This window comes from Paraburkholderia sp. 40 (assembly GCF_050434105.1).
Taxonomy (GTDB): Bacteria; Pseudomonadota; Gammaproteobacteria; order Burkholderiales; family Burkholderiaceae; genus Paraburkholderia; species Paraburkholderia tuberum.
Map to the genome: position 1 here is coordinate 3,807,890 of NZ_JBNPVY010000004.1, position 15,307 is coordinate 3,823,196.

General features: G+C 56.7%; 13 protein-coding genes and 1 pseudogene. 5 read left to right on the plus strand and 9 right to left on the minus strand.

What is annotated here, in order from left to right; genetic code table 11:
• Positions 1 to 9 precede the first annotated feature (9 nt).
• Positions 10 to 1,038, plus strand: coding sequence for an anthranilate 1,2-dioxygenase electron transfer component AntC (gene antC / locus OKW28_RS39615; protein ID WP_429453504.1), 1,029 nt, complete (start codon positions 10 to 12; stop codon positions 1,036 to 1,038).
• A gap of 6 nt (positions 1,039 to 1,044) precedes the next feature.
• Here the strand turns inward: antC and OKW28_RS39620 are convergent, their stop codons facing one another.
• On the minus strand, positions 1,045 to 2,040 hold the full coding sequence (locus OKW28_RS39620) for an AraC family transcriptional regulator (protein ID WP_429453506.1): 996 nt from the start codon (positions 2,038 to 2,040) through the stop codon (positions 1,045 to 1,047).
• Between the two features lie 114 nt (positions 2,041 to 2,154).
• Between OKW28_RS39620 and OKW28_RS39625 the strand changes: the two are divergent.
• Positions 2,155 to 2,503, plus strand: a pseudogene (locus OKW28_RS39625) (methyl-accepting chemotaxis protein); the annotation flags it as partial.
• A 665-nt stretch (positions 2,504 to 3,168) separates the two neighbouring features.
• Here OKW28_RS39625 and OKW28_RS39630 read toward each other — a convergent pair.
• Positions 3,169 to 3,708: a hypothetical protein gene (locus tag OKW28_RS39630; protein ID WP_429453508.1), complete on the minus strand. Its 540-nt coding sequence runs from the start codon at positions 3,706 to 3,708 to the stop codon at positions 3,169 to 3,171.
• A gap of 283 nt (positions 3,709 to 3,991) precedes the next feature.
• On the opposite strand from OKW28_RS39630, the gene OKW28_RS39635 reads away from it, so the two are divergent.
• Genes OKW28_RS39635 through OKW28_RS39645 form a run of 3 tightly spaced genes read left to right on the plus strand, consistent with a single transcriptional unit; the run spans position 3,992 to position 6,648 of the window.
• The gene (locus tag OKW28_RS39635) at positions 3,992 to 4,936 is read left to right on the plus strand and encodes an abortive infection family protein (RefSeq protein WP_429453510.1); all 945 of its coding nucleotides are present in this window, start codon (positions 3,992 to 3,994) and stop codon (positions 4,934 to 4,936) included.
• 3 nt (positions 4,937 to 4,939) lie between these two features.
• Entirely contained in the window at positions 4,940 to 5,887 is a 948-nt protein-coding gene (locus OKW28_RS39640) for a hypothetical protein (RefSeq protein WP_429453512.1), read from the plus strand.
• Between the two features lie 8 nt (positions 5,888 to 5,895).
• A complete protein-coding gene (locus OKW28_RS39645; protein ID WP_429453514.1) occupies positions 5,896 to 6,648 on the plus strand; it encodes a DUF7662 domain-containing protein in 753 nt (250 codons plus the stop codon).
• Between the two features lie 143 nt (positions 6,649 to 6,791).
• Here the strand turns inward: OKW28_RS39645 and OKW28_RS39650 are convergent, their stop codons facing one another.
• The 7 genes from OKW28_RS39650 to dpdD all read right to left on the minus strand — a co-directional run bounded on the left by OKW28_RS39650 (position 6,792) and on the right by dpdD (position 15,305).
• Complete coding sequence (locus tag OKW28_RS39650) at positions 6,792 to 7,157, minus strand: 6-carboxytetrahydropterin synthase (protein WP_429453516.1); 366 nt, start codon at positions 7,155 to 7,157, stop codon at positions 6,792 to 6,794.
• Between the two features lie 54 nt (positions 7,158 to 7,211).
• Positions 7,212 to 7,934 (minus strand): 7-cyano-7-deazaguanine synthase QueC, encoded by a 723-nt coding sequence (gene queC, locus OKW28_RS39655; RefSeq protein ID WP_429454608.1) that lies wholly within the window; start codon positions 7,932 to 7,934, stop codon positions 7,212 to 7,214.
• Complete coding sequence (dbpB, locus tag OKW28_RS39660; protein WP_429453518.1) at positions 7,927 to 9,003, minus strand: DGQHR domain-containing protein DpdB; 1,077 nt, start codon at positions 9,001 to 9,003, stop codon at positions 7,927 to 7,929. Before dbpB (OKW28_RS39660) ends, queC begins: the two co-directional genes overlap by 8 nt.
• Positions 9,000 to 10,295, minus strand: coding sequence for a tRNA-guanine transglycosylase DpdA (dpdA, locus tag OKW28_RS39665; RefSeq protein WP_429453520.1), 1,296 nt, complete (start codon positions 10,293 to 10,295; stop codon positions 9,000 to 9,002). The genes dbpB (OKW28_RS39660) and dpdA overlap by 4 nt, the downstream gene beginning before the upstream one ends.
• Positions 10,292 to 11,413 (minus strand): DGQHR domain-containing protein DpdB, encoded by a 1,122-nt coding sequence (gene dbpB / locus OKW28_RS39670; RefSeq protein ID WP_429453522.1) that lies wholly within the window; start codon positions 11,411 to 11,413, stop codon positions 10,292 to 10,294. Before dbpB (OKW28_RS39670) ends, dpdA begins: the two co-directional genes overlap by 4 nt.
• A gap of 170 nt (positions 11,414 to 11,583) precedes the next feature.
• A complete protein-coding gene (locus OKW28_RS39675; protein ID WP_429453524.1) occupies positions 11,584 to 12,369 on the minus strand; it encodes a hypothetical protein in 786 nt (261 codons plus the stop codon).
• Positions 12,370 to 13,022: 653 nt separating this feature from the next.
• A complete protein-coding gene (dpdD, locus tag OKW28_RS39680; protein WP_429453526.1) occupies positions 13,023 to 15,305 on the minus strand; it encodes a protein DpdD in 2,283 nt (760 codons plus the stop codon).
• Positions 15,306 to 15,307 lie beyond the last annotated feature (2 nt).

Here is a 15,307-nt window from a genome sequence, read left to right on the forward strand (position 1 = left end):
AGCACGACGATGAAACATAAGGTCGCGTTGAGCTTTGCCGATGGCAAAACCGCGTTCTTCGATGTGAGCCCGAACGAGCTGCTGCTCGACGCGGCGCTGAAGAACGGCGTGAACATTCCGCTCGACTGCCGCGAAGGCGTGTGCGGCACCTGCCAGGGGCGCTGTGAATCGGGCGACTACACGCTCGATTACGTCGACGAGGAAACGCTCAGCGAAGAGGACCTCGCGCAGCGCAAGATCCTCTCGTGCCAGACGCGCGTGAAGTCGGATGCGTCGTTCTATTTCGACTTCGACTCGACGCTGTGCGAAGGCGCCGGCACGACCACCGTGTCCGCGAGCGTGGTCGGCGTCGAGCTGGTGTCGGCGACGACCGCGATTCTGCGAGTCGATGCGAGCGCGCATGAGCGTCAGCTCGATTTTCTGCCGGGCCAGTATGCGCGCGTGAAGGTGCCCGGCACCGAAGAATGGCGTTCGTACTCGTTCGCGAATCATCCGAACGCGCGCAACGAGTTGCAATTCCTGATCCGTCTGCTGCCCGACGGCATGATGAGCAACTATCTGCGCGAACGTTGCAAGGCCGGTGATACGGTCGAGTTCGAGGCGCCGCTCGGCGCGTTCTATCTGCGCCAGGTCGAGCGTCCGCTCGTGATGGTGGCGGGCGGCACAGGACTCTCCGCCTTCCTCAGCATGCTCGACGACATCTCGGCGAAACGCAATGTCGCGCATCCGGTGCATCTGTACTACGGCGTCACGAATGCAGCCGATCTGTGCGAGACCGGGCGCATCAACGGCTACAAGGCGAGCATCGAAGGATTCGCGGTCGAGACGGTGGTGATGAATCCGGCGCCGGGATGGTCGGGCAAGACCGGGCTGATTCCCGAGCATTTCGACCGCTCGTTTCTCGAATCGAATGGCTTCGACATGTACGTGTGCGGACCGCCGCCGATGGTCGAAGCGATCAAGACCTGGCTCACCGAACAGGGAATTCAGGATTACCGGCTGTTTTACGAGAAGTTCGGCGAAAGCAAAGCGCGATAGGACGTTCTAACGCCGCGCCGCGCGCTTCAGCGTCTCGGATGGCGATTCGCCGAACAACGCCTTGTACTCGGTCGAGAAACGGCCGAGATGTGACATCCCCCAGCCCAGCGCCACCGACGAAATATTGCGCACCGAGCGGTCGTCGAGAATATCGCGCCGCGCCGATTCGAGCCGGTAGCGTTTCAGATACGCGATCGGCGCACAGCCAAAATATTGACGGAAGCCGTCGAACAGCTTGAAGCGCGACACACCCGACGCGCGTTCGATGTCTTCGAGCGTGATCGGCTCGCGCGCGTTGTCGTGAATGAACTGACGCGCGCGGGTCAGATAATGCGGTGGCGTCGGTGCGGTCGCGTTGGCCAGCTGTTCCGAATAGTTATGCGGCTGCGACAGCAGCAGCCCCTTCAGCAACGTCAGTTCGAATTCGCTGGACATGAAAAGCTGCCCCAGCGACGGTCCCGAGCGCTCCAACTCGCCGGCCAGGAACTTGACCATGCGCCACCACGATGCCTGATCGCCGGCGGCCGCATCCATGTCGGGCTGGAACACGAGCGGCGCTTCGACGGGGCGTTGCAGCATCGTCTGCAGCACCTGCTGAAGCGCGGAGCGCGGAATCGCGACGTGCAGCTTGCGGCAATTGCCGGTGATCGCGAGATCCTGCGATTCCTGCGGACTGACGATCAGACCGCAATCCTGATCTGACAACCACCTCTTGCCGTGTACTGCGAGCTCCTGTTGACCGACCATCGGCAGGCTCACGCTGTAGCAGTTCAGCGGACTGCTCTCGCTCACCTCGACCGTCACGTCGGTGCCGTATTCGACGTAGCCTATCGTCGTCGCCATCGAACGAAGTACGGTGCCGGACTGGTGAAACCGCAAGCGCTCCGGGTGACTGACCTGGAGCCCGTGGGGGCCGCAGATGGATGCCATCCAGTTGCGGGCGCCATCGAGGTCGCTCAATGCGGCGCGGAGATCGCGGTTGTTGGGGTCCGGAGTTGGCATACGTGGAGACGAGCTATTGAGGAAAAGAGACCGAAATTCAAACGAAAGGCGATGCATTCATCACGCATGTTAAATACGCGCAAAACCGTGCAAGCTTCTAATTTTTCGGTTATTGCGTTGTCCGTTGCGCAGAAGGGCAGCGCGGTGGCCGGCCATAGGTCGTCAACACGACGCGGCACATCATCGACAGCTCGACGAAGATCGCGGACATCACGGCGATCGTCGAGGCGTTGCGTTTCAGACCAACATTCTCGCGCTGAACGCGGCCGTCGAAACGGCGCGCGCCCGCGAGCGGGGACGCAACTTCGCGGTGGTCGCGAGCGAGGTGCGCAGCCTCGCGCAACGCTCGTCGAGCGCGGTCAAGGAGATCAAGGACCCGATCGCGACGTCGGTCGAGCGGATCCGCGACGGCTCGGCGCTCGCTGGCGAAGCGGGGAGGACGATGAACGAGGTCATGCACGCCCGTCACTTGCGCGACCGACTTCATCGCAGAGGGGTGGGATAAGTTCTAACCGGAGCTTTTTCGCCTGCGCGTCGCGCCTGCTGCTCCCGAAGGCACGGCACGCGGTCGACTCGTTCATCGAGGGGCAATGACGATGCGCGTTTGTCGATGCAAAAAAACAAAAATCGGCGGGAGGCCGGTTTTTGTTTTGAAGAATTTGGTGGGAGGAGGAGGATCGAACAATCTCGCCGATGGCCGCCACACGGGCGTGAGGCTCGCCAGCAATTTTCAAATATGCCCCCAGCGAAGGGCTTTGCGCGAGATCATTAGGACACGCCATCGAACTCCCGACCACTTCCGGTTCGTGCCCGGTGAATCTCCGCATCTGCTCTCTCGGACGATACTTCAGACTAGCTCGTGACCAAACATATCGCAAACGCTTTTTCGAGCAGATGAAATAGCGGTAGCCTGGTACGGATCGGTCTGACACCACCCGGATTTGCGCGTGAGGCTGTTGGTGAACAAGGTTGAATCGAAGGAATCTGAAGTAACTTTCGAAACTTTGCTTTTTGGTTGAGCAATCAGACCAAAATCTCCGTGCTGTGGTGCGATGGAATGACTGACGGGAGGGCGCATTCCGTCCCGCAAGTCATTCAAATAGGCTGGGCTGGGCAGCACGGCGCCCGTCAGAAAGCGCTTGTCAGCTCCACGGCGGTGAGCTTCGTGCGCAACGGCGTACTTTCGACCAGAGCAGATAGAACCTTCTCCAGGCCTTCATCGCGAATCGCCCCGGTGTATGCACGCTTACCGACCGACGCCCGAGCCACAACGCAGGTCGCATCCAGCAGCATGCTGTCGCTTACATACTTGACCCAGTCAACGATCAGGTCACGATGGTCAACACCGAAACACTGGTTAAAAAAGCGCTCGCCTCCCATTTTCCAGATGGGCCGCGAGCCCACGGCGATGCCCGCGTCGAGTATTACCGTTGGCGCGACGACAGGACCGACGCTGGGCTCACAGTACCGATCTACCGCTGGCCTCGATTTGAAGGCGATCTGGAACGCTGATTGGAAACGGTTCGTGGCGCCGACCCGCGGCACTGTTCGATCGAATGGCAACCTTACGGAAATAATGCTTGCCGATAGGGCCGGTTTGGGTCTGACCAGGCGGCTTAACATGAAAATGTTGAAAGACGGGGGGTTTCTCCATACGATCACGGTCATCGCCGACAAAGCCGACAACCATGATGACTGAAAGCGACAGGAGAACCGCCGATTCCAGCCGGAAGCAGCCCCGCGAACTGATAGACCAGCTTTGCGCATCCCTGGCAGGCGCAATCTCGGATTTCAAGGCTATGATGTCCCGGGCGTCTGCAGCCGGATCGGGCTCGCTGATGGGACGGAAGAAGAGGCGTATTCGAGCAAATATAAATACGCATTTAGAAGGCTGGTTGGACTGTCCTGGACGGACGTCTTCGACGCGGCACGGAAGCTCCTTGAATCGACCATGAACTTCGACCTTTCTGAAGCCGTCGCGAAAGTTGAGGAAACCGACATCGAAACGATCACCGAGATTACGCGGCGCAGAATCATTTCTTTGTTCCACAACAGGCGGATTTGCACGGAGATCGAGGAGATCGATTTTCTCCGTCGTCTCTGGCCCATTGACAAAATGCCAACCGTCTACGATCGAGGCTGGGCTTCGCGGTCGTTCGAGGATGAAATCCGGCAGCACACGATGGCGAATGACGACTGGGCCAATAAAGAGTTGCTTGAATTTGCCGGTGCGCTCACCTGTTCGCAGGCGCAGTTTTTCAGATTCCTCGCGCTTGTGACGGATCCGCTCGTGCAAACTGCCGACAATCAAGCCGAGTTGGTCAAAAAAATCGACGAACACCTGGCTCACGACGGCTACAAGCTGACACAGGTCCGGGTTCGCTCTGGCTGTCCCTACTATGAAGTTCGGCCCTCGCCGAAGGGCGCTCCGGGCGATCAAAACACGTCATACGTCCTCGAAGCCTTCGAGCCCAATGAAATCCATGGGCGGTGGCATGCCATCATGGAGAGCCGGAGCACCGATCCCGGCCGCACGATCACGCTTGCCCGAACTCTGCTGGAAGACGTGTGTAAGTGGATCATCGTCGAAGCCGGAGATGCTTACGACGAAAAAGCGGATCTTCCTGTCCTGTATAAGCAGCTTGCAAAAATCCTCAAACTCGCCCCCGATGACTACACCGAAGAAGTGTTTAAGCAGATCCTCGGCAGTTGCCAGTCGATCGTGTCCGGTCTCAGTTCAATCCGTAACAAGCTCGGTGACGCACATAGTATCGGACCGAGGCGGGCTCGGCCGGCGGCTCGACACGCCGAGCTCGCAGCCAACCTTTCAGGAGCAATGGCAACTTTTCTTGTCTCAACCTGGGAAACGCGGAAAAACGAGACGAAAGCGGCCTGAAGCATGAACAAAACAACGAAGCATGAATGCGCAGTAATCCATCCAACCAGGGCCTCGTTCGTCAAGCTGGGGGTTGGCGGAAGCTGGGAAAAAGAGAGCATCGAAAAGGGCATTCTTCGCTTCGGATACAGTGAGACCCCATTCGATGCTGCGACATCGGGGAAATGGGATGTCGTGCGTGAAGTCTGGCGGGGACTGCGCACCGATGCCGGCGCTGCGACCCGGGATGTTGCTCAAATCCGGAATTACTTCGAAGCGGGAGACGACGTTCTCTGGATCACGTTTTATGCAGGCCTGATGTGGTGGTGTTTCCTGAAGCCCGAGGTGATGGAACACCCGGACGGTGACGGCACCTACAGGACCACGGTCGACGGTTGGCATTCCCATGACATCCGGGGCGGAAAGCTGACCAAGGAGAGGTTGTCGGGCGCTCTTTTGAAAGTTGAGGCGTTTCGCGGAACGATCTGCAATGTCATTGCCTTCGACTATCTAAAACGGAAAATCAACGGTGAGCTGCTGCCTCAAGTCGAGGCGGCGCTGCATGCGGAAAACGAAATGATCGCGAAGATCGTTCCGTTGATGAACCTTTTGACCCCGCAGGATTTCGAGCTCCTGGTCGACCTAGTGTTTTCGAATAGCGGCTGGCGCCGGGTCGGCCAACTCGGGAAAACACAGAAAACCGTCGATATTGAGCTGATGTTGCCGACGACGAAGGAACGGGCCTTCGTCCAGATCAAGTCTTCCGCCGACCGCCACAGCCTTGCCGCCTACCGAAAGAAATTCGAGGAGTACGGCACCTTCGACAGGATGTTTTTTGTATGGCATTCCGGCAGCCTTGCTGAAACTGCGACCGAAGACAATTCCGGGATCGTCTGCATTGGCCCCGCCACGATGGCGAGAATGGTGTTTGATGCCGGGCTGACGTCGTGGTTGCGGGAAAAGGTGTCCTGAGAAACAGCGTGGGCAAATACTCCCCCCTTACAGGGCATCTCGAAGGCCTCGAACAGGACACCTGGAAGGCCCGTTTTAAGGATGTTGAGTCAATCCTTGGCTTCAAGCTGCCGCCCAGTGCGCGGAAGTTTCGCGAATGGTGGGGCAACGATACGCACAATGGCCAGCCTTGGCGAGCTGCCGGCTGGCGAACCGAGGATGTCGACGTCATCAAAGAGACGGTCACGTTCTCAAGGGGCGAAACCGTCACCGTCAAGCGGCCGCTCAAAGAATTTCCGGTCGCCGCTGTATTGGATAGTTATGAATGGGACCTGCCGACCAGAATGGAATGCAAGGTCACAATGGAATGGCAGCCGCTCGGAAAACTGACGATGGATGAGAGCGGGCGTCTGTCGTTTCCTCAAGTGCATGCCGTTCCTGCGATTTACCGTTTCCGGATTCGAACCGCTGAGGGGATCGAGCGAAACTATGTTGGTGAGGCGGTCGACGTGAAGCGGCGATTTGGGAACTACAGGAATCCCGGCTCCACGCAACAAACCAGTATGCGGATCAACGCCACTCTGAAAGAGGCGTTGGCTGCCGGCGCGGAGATATCGGTCTCAGCCGTTTTCGAAGATCGAGCCTGGATTGAGCGGAACAGTAAGAGTGCGCCCGTCAATTTTCTATCAAAGGCCGTCCGCTGCGTATTTGAGAATACGGCGATCGTGGACGGTGCCGGATCTGAGATTGAAAGTCTGAACCGCGCCGGTTCCCACGATTAGGTTCTGTACCTTTCGCGCGTGACCAGGCAGGTCGCCGTTCTTCTTGGCTTAATACGTTGCAAGCACTACAGTGACGGCCCTGCTGTCCTTACTATGGCTGACGGTCGGTCGCGCGTGTCAACGGCTTCACCCGAAACACTCCATCACGTCGACGTGAAATCGCACGCATCACCACTTGCAGGTCGCTCGACTCGAACCCTACTTACATTTGGCAAAGACGCAGCAATCTCTCGAAAAATGAAAGCACAGAGGCTTTCTAGTGTTGCCGCCCCGAGGCCGGGGATGTCGTCGAGAAACCGATGATCGAGAAGTTCGCGGATGCGTTCGATTTCCGAGCGAAGGAACCCAAGGTCGACGATCATTTTTGACGTGGGGTCGGGCACACCACGTACAAATATTTGCGCGTGGTATGTGTGTCCATGAATTCGTCGACTACCCTCCGCATCGATCTCCCGATGTAGTGTGTGTGCAGCCTCAAAATAAAATTTCTGACTAAGTTCGTAGCTCATCAGATATCCCGCAGAAGACCGGTTTTTCGCTTCTCAGCGTAGGCTACGGTCATGCTAGGCCGCCTTCGAAGCGAAGACGAAGTAGCCCTTCTGCCGCAACTCGCATGCAGGACATGCACCGCACCCGTAGCCCCAATCGTGCGATGTCGAGTGGTCGCCCACATAGCACGTGTGCGTTTCGCTCCTGATCAGATCAACCAGTGCTCTTCCGCCAAGTTCGGACGCCATTTGCCACGTTTGAGCCTTGTCGATCCACATCAATGGCGTCTCGATGACTAGTGGTTGATCCATGCCAAGCGCAATGGCTACCTGGAGCGCCTTAAGCGTGCTGTCCCTGCAGTCGGGGTAGCCTGAATAGTCGGTCTCACACATGCCTCCGACCAGCACCTGTAGACCCCTTCGATAGGCTATGGCCGCTGCCAGCGTGAAGAACAGCAGATTCCTCCCCGGCACGAACGTGTTCGGCAATCCATTTTTCTGCATCTCAATAGATTTGCCGGCAGTGAGCGCAGTGTCACTGATCTGCCCAAGGACAGAAAGATCAAGCATGTGATCATCGCCGAGTTTGCGCGCCCATGCAGGAAACTGTTCTCTCAAGTTTGCCAGCACCGTCTTCCGGCATTCGAGCTCGACGGCGTGCCGCTGCCCATAGTCGAACCCGATAGTTTCGACGTGCTGGTAGCGATCGAGTGCCCATGCGAGACAAGTTGTCGAATCCTGTCCGCCCGAGAAAAGAACCAATGCGTGAGTTTTCACCGATGTACCTCGATTACGAATTCGCAACTTGACGCGGCTTCCGCAGCGCACGCTTCATCGAGCGAACGAGATAGTTGGTCAACAGGTCGATGTCGCTCGGCGTATTTTGAATTCCATTCCACGGCCGCTCGTCATACGGCGCGAGGCGCCACTGACCGCTCGTCCATGCGGTGTATTCCTTCAGCAGCTTGAGACCGCCCTCAAATTCTGCCCGCGTCGTTGCGCCCTCGCTGGAATAGAGAAATTCCATAACAAATCCCATAGCCACGATGCCAGCACCGTGGCGCAAGCGGGAGGTTTTCGGGCTCATACCAATCCATTCACTTCCAAAGACAGCGACTACGGCTTGGAAGAAAGCATTAACAAATTCATACGCTCGATCCTCAAAGTCACCATCCTTGATGAACTCACGAATGGCGCCGTCGGAGGCCGAGTTCATCACGAGTTTCTGCATGGCCGTATCGCTCAATACCCCTTTCGGGTTCGTATGTTGACGGATTTCGCCGTATAGGGCAGAACCGCGAGTGAAGTTCAGGCGATCGACAATACGTGCAGCAAATTTGCGTGCTGTAAAGCGTTCCGGCAAGCCCTCAACGTTTGGAAGCAGTTCGTAAATAAGCGTCTTGGGAAGAGGACGGGTGTTATTGATCAACACGAACTGCTGGCGCAATTCGTTGTAGTCCTTGCAGATGAGCGCGGAGACGAACACCTGGAAACCGGGCTTCGAAATTCCTGACAGTGCGCTCAATCGCTGCTGGCCATCAACAACGAAACCGGGCTTACCCCCAGCAACCTTGATCTCGATGTCCGCGACACCGTCACCCTTGTCCTTAACCTTGACGCCACCGATGAAGGCAACAATGAGAGCATTCGGTAGAAGCGCGTCGTCGCGGCGCAGATAGTCTCGAATCTCTTTAATATGTGAGGCAATCTGGTGGCGTTGGAAACCGCGCAACTGGCCGTTTTCTTCTCGGCCGACCCGCTCGATTTCAGCGAAATTCCAGATCTGTTCTGGGGTAGCCGCAAACGTGAAGACATCGTGCTCAGCGGCCTGTGATGCACGAATTGCCTTGAATCGGTAGACGCTCACCGCTGATTCTCCAAGGTACGTTGTACGTGTTTGTGATAGACGCCAAGATTATGAAATCCACGGCGCTTGTTCCTGTTGCTTGACCGGAAGATGATGACTTCGACGCCTGCCTTGCGGCAGATTGAGCAGCGGCAGCGCTTCCACGGTGCTTCGTCGAGCGTGCGCTCTACTAGCGTGCGCATCTTCTTAAGTTCCTTTTCGTGCTGTTCAATCGGGAGGTCATCACCGAGAGTAAAAAACCGCTGGTATTCCATGACGGCGTCGAGGGCTTCGGTTGCCTTCCCGCTCCCGCTATCGAACTTGCGTAGCGCGCCCAGTGCCTTCTGCTCCCGTTTCTGCAGGTCCTCAGCCCTAAAAATTCCGCGTTTAATACCCTGCATCAAGCGTGGATTCTCGATCGCCTGCGGGATGCGGATGGCCGCGTAATAGTCCAGCCCCCCTTTGGGCGACTCCATGTAGTAATTCGCCTTGGCATCCTTGAATGCCCGGATGAGCGGAGACGTGGAATCGAAGCTGGTAATGCCGAAATTCGTGAACTGATGGATGGTGTCGGCTTTGGCAAACCCGAGCAGATGTATGTTCGTTTCCGGCTTGATGGCATTACGCAACGCTTCAAGAACCTGTTTGATGACATCAACCTTCAACGGAACGAGACCGCCGATTGCGAGATAGCGATAACCCATCTTTTCGAGACGGACGGCTGCATCAGCCATGCTCGCAGGCGACCAGCCTTGGACGGCTCCTAGCGGCTCAAACGGAAAACCTTCTGCATCCGTCAGGCGCAGAAATTCCTCGGCATTTGCTAGCGTGATGTCAAAGCGTTCCCTAACTCCGGACGCCATTGCGCTGGCCGGCGGGTTGTCCGTCAGGCAGTCGAAGATGATGTGGTCAGGCGATACACCGTGGGTGAAACCCGCATCCGTGTAGAACTCGACGACCTCCAGTGGCGGATAGGCTGGAGTTTTGCTGTTCGCATAAGCAAATGCGCCACAGTCACCGAGGACCATCGCATCCTTAAACTTTGGGCCACCATATCGCAAAAACTTACGGACACCGTCTCGCAGCATTCGCTGTTCTTCGGCCGTCGTATATCGCACCTTGGAATTGGCAACACCGGCAGCCTGTCGGACAGCACTCATGGATACGAGCAGTCCGTCATACGGCGATGGCGTCATGAGTTCGTGCGCATACATATCATCCCAGTAGCGACGCCGACCGGGAGCATTTACATCGTTTATGAAGTCGTACCCCGGATCAACATAGTCCTGGGTATCGGAATAGAGAAATTTCATTGTTTCATGGTGCTGGTATAAGCTCGGACCAGTGCGTCCTGCAGCTTTCTGATATCGCGATGGGTGTTCTGGATCTCGTTCCAGGCTAGGCCCAGCGATTCCCAGGTGCCCTTGGTCCAGCGACAGGCATGCGCCATTTTTTCAAGCTCCTTGCGTACCGTCTTGTAGTCCTCACCAAGTCCTGACAGACGCGCGTAGATCCGGTCCATGAGCACGCCCATTGCTTCGATGCCTGCTGAGTGCATCAAGCGACTGTGTCGCGGATCCGCGCCCCACGCCTCCGGAAATACGTCACGCACTGCGGACCAGTAAGTTATGAGGACGTGGTACATGCCCTCAACATCTACCCCATCCCGACCACTTGACTTGTAGGGGGCGAGTGCACCCAGTGGGTTGTTCATGCTGTTCCGGATCATCGAGATGACGGCCGTATCGGTGATCACGCTGGTACTGCTGCCTTTCTCCGAAATCCGCTTAATCAGCTTGTGAAAGGGAGATTCGGGATCGCGATTGAGCAAATTGCAGATCTCCGACGGGACCTTGCGCACACTTAATTCGCGCGGCAGCAAAATACTGCGGGTCTCCGGCAGCAGTTCATTGATTAACCGGGTTGGAAGCGGCTTGGCCTTATTGACGAGAATGAATTGCTCGCGCTGGATTTCCAGACTGTCGGAAACAAATCCGACGACGGGCACGGGAATGCTCTTGCTTCCTGTCTGCGCTAAGGCAAGTGATCGCTGCTGCCCGTCGACAATCCAGGCAACCCGTTGACCCTCGTCGTAAACTGGAATCGTCAGGGTACCCGCTTGCGCAATTCCTTGGTCGCCGGTTGGCTTCGTGCCACGAGCTGCAGCGAAATGAACTGCGGGTGACATGGCTAGGATGATCGCGTTCGGAAATAAAACATTCCCTTGATTCAAGTAGTCGACAATACCTTTCACATGTGAGCGAATTTCCGGACGCTGAAAGCCCTTGAGTTCGTCCGACTCATCTCGTTCCACGCGCGAGATGTCCGCGACCTTGATGATGTCTGAGCCCTGAATGAAAAAAGCATAGACATCCAGTTCTGCGCCCTGTGTAGTGCGCAGCGCGCGTACCACGATCTCTTTGCTCGCCATGGTGCGACTAGCCCTTTTTCGCCAGATCTTGTTGGAGATGGCACCACAGATTGCGGAACCGCGACTGTTCGCAGGCAACTAGTGCCTCGTCACGCAGAAACCTGAGCAATCGCGCTGATGTGCCATCAAACCGATCCCAGTTTTTACGCAAAAGAGCCAGAATCTCGCTGTCAGTTTTGCGTTCCCTGACCGGAATAACCGGCTTCTTTAGTGCGAGCATGGGCTTCCGAAACAGAGGCCCTTGCGTCATCAATAGAGAGCCGATGTCCACTCAGCACATCAATGAAATGGCGCAGCGCACGCTGTGGAAAATCGGTACGCGTGCCTGCATAAGACGACCCTTCCAGCCGTTCGTCGTAAGGCAGTGCGACATGGCGGGCATGCTCGGGCACAAGCGCTCGTCCGTGATCGGACGTGATGATCCGGACCCTGTTAAGTTGCTGCGGCGTCAGGGACGCTAGGTCATCCGCAATCAGCGCGATGTAACTTCCCGGAAGTGCGAAGAGCGCGAGGGTATCCGCGTTGTTTTCGAGCAACGCGCGTACGGAGCGTTGCTGACCAAACTCTGTTGTTAGCGCCTTCCACCAGTCATTCGGTCCCTTGCCCAGTTTGGCGAGCAGTGGTTTCAGTGAGTTGGCGCCGTCCGCGACAGTCAGGTCATATGACGGAATGGGGTCCGCGCCACCAACGACACCAAGTCCCGCGGAGATGATATGCAGGGTACCACCCAGCGTCGCGGTGACCTGCCGCGCCTCAGAAAACCCGCGGCCCACGTAGATGTCCTGCGCCTGCCTTGACGGGCGCACTTTCCTGATCGCCTTACCCCATCGCGCGGCCACCGATGACAACGAACCACCCATGTCGGCAGAGGCGAGAGTGACGGCGTCTTCACCGACACGCTTCCTGTTCGTGCAGTTGGTAACGACGATCACTTTGCAAGTCATAACTGCGGGCATGATTGCAATTTGTCCTCAGAAAACTGCACGTCAAATAAGTCGATAGTTTCGCACTTGTCGTGACAAAGTTCCAGTGATGGTCCAAATTAACTCCGATTCAAGCCGGCCTGTAGCTCGGGCGCAACGGTGCCTCGACGTGTTTGTGGGGCCCGGGCCTGCCAGTTAGAGAGGCGCCATGCGACTCGATGATCAGTTTTTCGAGAGACGACGGCGTATTGGACCCGAGACCGGTCTTGCGACAGGGCACACGGGCCTTGCCCATAGAGAAAATTGGCATGGCGACTGCCGCGCAATAGTCAGCACCTATCACGGGTGGACGCGCGAGGATCAAGCGTTCTCGCTTCGACTGTAATTTTCTTCAAGGGGGAACAGATCGCAGACAAAAGCAGAAGATTATTGTTCGCCCGTCAATCGGGGCAACATATAAAACTGCAAGTTCCGAGGGAAAAACGGCGAGTCCGGCGCCATCCATCTCTCCTGTGCACTTTCATTTTTCGAAAGATCAGACACTCTTTTTCAGAAGTCACACGAGTACGCGTCGAACGCACAACTGGCGGCGATGCATGCGACCTCGACGCACAGGGTAGAAGGGTAGAAGCACGCCCGCCCCGCGAAAAAAGGCAAAAACAAAAAATGGGGAGCCTTCGGATCGGCTAGACCGCCACTTCGCTCAAGACCTTCAGGATGCTCGCAGAACCCTTCCCTTCGGGTAACAGCAGGTTTGGCTTGGCGCCACGCGCATCCTTGATCGCAAAATAAGCCTGATGTTTACTACTACGCCACGCGAATACGAAAACATCGCTGTTTGCTGCCAAATGTTTCAGGCGAGTAGTGGCGACATGATCGGAGTTCAACTCAACACGACATAGTGGAACAAGCGACTTCAGGATCTGTACGGCACGCTGCCCGGCTGATTCGGTCAGCGTGTAAATGGCCACCGACTTGTTCGCCAGATGTACGAGATTGCTCTCATCACGCCCGCTTTCCTCATCTTGCCGAGCCAGTAATTCACTGATTGCGGGAAACTGGTCGAAATCCTGTGCCAAGAGTTCCAGTCCTCGCCACTGATCGACTCTTAGACGATGACGGTATTGGGTAGCGATCTGTTGCAGAGCGAAGAACAACCGTAGTGGCGCTTCCTTGTCAGGGCGTGGGAACTGGGCAAACAACTCCACAATGTCGAGCACCCAATCCACATAGCGTGGGGATCCAACTCGTGCAAGTAACTCCTGCAGATCATTGATCAAATCCCGGTAGTCGGAAGCTGGGATACCCGACTCGAGCAGCTTTCCCGTTATTCGCTGTACAGAATCGAGTTCTTCCTGTCCGTCATTGCCTTCCAGCAAAATGAGCGTAAGCAGCGTCTTGTAAAGACGCTGAACCTCCGGCACACCAGTCGCCTCATCAAAGAAGTCCAGGATGGCCGATATCGACCTGACGTAGGTACGCAAGTCCACGTCAACATAGTCTTCGACCTCCGCCGTGAAGGCCGAGACAGTCTCAGGATCCGAACTGTAGTCGGAAAGCCGCCACTCTTCCGCTTTCTGCATCGCCAGACGAGATGCCTCCGGGCCTGGCAACCCGGCCTTCACGGCACGTGCCCACCCTTTCCAGTCTGCAATTGTCCCCTCGTCAACGGCAGACTGCGCAGTGTCCAATGATTTGTAAAGCTTCGCGATCTTCTTCTTATAGTGGGGCCCTAAAGCGCCCTGCATCTCAGCGGGATAGCAGCCCAACACATCGAGCGCTTCACGCGCTACCTCGAGGGTCGCTATTTCGACGGCACACTCTAGGATGCGCTGCAGCACGTCCTGACTGACCGGCGCACGCATGTAAAAGGCCATTGCACGTTCGTATTCAGCATCCTCGAACGCGGCGTTACCTTCACAAAGGCTGTTGGACGTTTTGACGCCCGCTCGCAGATCGGGAAACCACTGCGGCAATGATGGTTCGTCAGAACGCTCCAGTTCGGCCCGCAAAGCTGTGAGCAACTCCTGATCGGGCCTTTCCCGCGAAAGTTCGTTCAGGGCAAACGCCTTCAGTACCGCCGGGCGCGTGATGTTCTTTCTCGCCCTAAACAGCCACGCGAATCGCGGCCGGATTTTCTCATTAAACGTTGCTGTCGCTGCGGCCAGGTCGGCGTCATTCTCGTGCACCACTAGGAAGTGGACGTATAGCGCTTCGACCGCCTCGGCCAAAGTCTGCCGGGGAAGATTGAGATCGCGAAGCGCAAGCACTCTGGTCTCCCCAGCGACCATGGATGACCAGCGCCCCAGTCCTGCAAGCAGATGAATTTCGAGAAACCGTTCGTTCTGCGCATTGAGGCGACCGGTGCCTTTCAATTCCTCCAATAGTCGATACGCTTCCCGCTCGTTTCTCGCTGCGATCGCTCGCTCAAAACGTAGCTTGAGTGAACCAAACGTTTGAGGCATGGGACGATACCGCTCCGGCCGCCTTTCCACTGAGTTCCGATAAACAGCCAGCATCGACCAGACCGGTTCGTTTTCATGGCCGCCGCGGCCTTCAAATCTGTACACCCACTTGAACCGGCCAAGAGCAATCTGCGTCAGCGCATCAAAAGGGTCGACGATCCGTGCCGACGGCGTGAAATTGGTGTACGCGAGGCCAATGTGCGCGATCAACTCCTCGCACATTTCGTTGGCCAGCAGATGACTGTCAGCACACGCGAGCCACTCAGTTGTCCCTTCGTGGTCGAAAGACACGGGCAAAATCAGAGGACGGACACTTGGGGCCTTCGCCCAAAATCTCAGCCACGCGCGAGTCTCTGACCGGGCGATCCGAACACCGTCAACATTCCTATCAAGCGCCGCCTGACCGAAGCCGGCGAGTTGTGCAATATAAGCTCTGAGCCAGTTACTGTCGCTGGACGGCAACTCTTCCAGATCCATCGGCGTAAAGTTTTGAAGGTCTACCACGT

Excerpts from the sequence above, each read along its gene's own strand:
- antC (WP_429453504.1), top strand. The coding sequence starts at position 10 with ATGAAACATAAGGTCGCGTTGAGCTTTGCCGATGGCAAAACCGCGTTC.
- OKW28_RS39620 (WP_429453506.1), bottom strand. The coding sequence starts at position 2,040 with ATGCCAACTCCGGACCCCAACAACCGCGATCTCCGCGCCGCATTGAGC.
- OKW28_RS39630 (WP_429453508.1), bottom strand. The coding sequence starts at position 3,708 with ATGACCGTGATCGTATGGAGAAACCCCCCGTCTTTCAACATTTTCATG.
- OKW28_RS39635 (WP_429453510.1), top strand. The coding sequence starts at position 3,992 with ATGAACTTCGACCTTTCTGAAGCCGTCGCGAAAGTTGAGGAAACCGAC.
- OKW28_RS39640 (WP_429453512.1), top strand. The coding sequence starts at position 4,940 with ATGAACAAAACAACGAAGCATGAATGCGCAGTAATCCATCCAACCAGG.
- OKW28_RS39650 (WP_429453516.1), bottom strand. The coding sequence starts at position 7,157 with ATGAGCTACGAACTTAGTCAGAAATTTTATTTTGAGGCTGCACACACA.
- dpdA (WP_429453520.1), bottom strand. The coding sequence starts at position 10,295 with ATGAAATTTCTCTATTCCGATACCCAGGACTATGTTGATCCGGGGTAC.
- dbpB (WP_429453522.1), bottom strand. The coding sequence starts at position 11,413 with ATGGCGAGCAAAGAGATCGTGGTACGCGCGCTGCGCACTACACAGGGC.
- OKW28_RS39675 (WP_429453524.1), bottom strand. The coding sequence starts at position 12,369 with ATGCCCGCAGTTATGACTTGCAAAGTGATCGTCGTTACCAACTGCACG.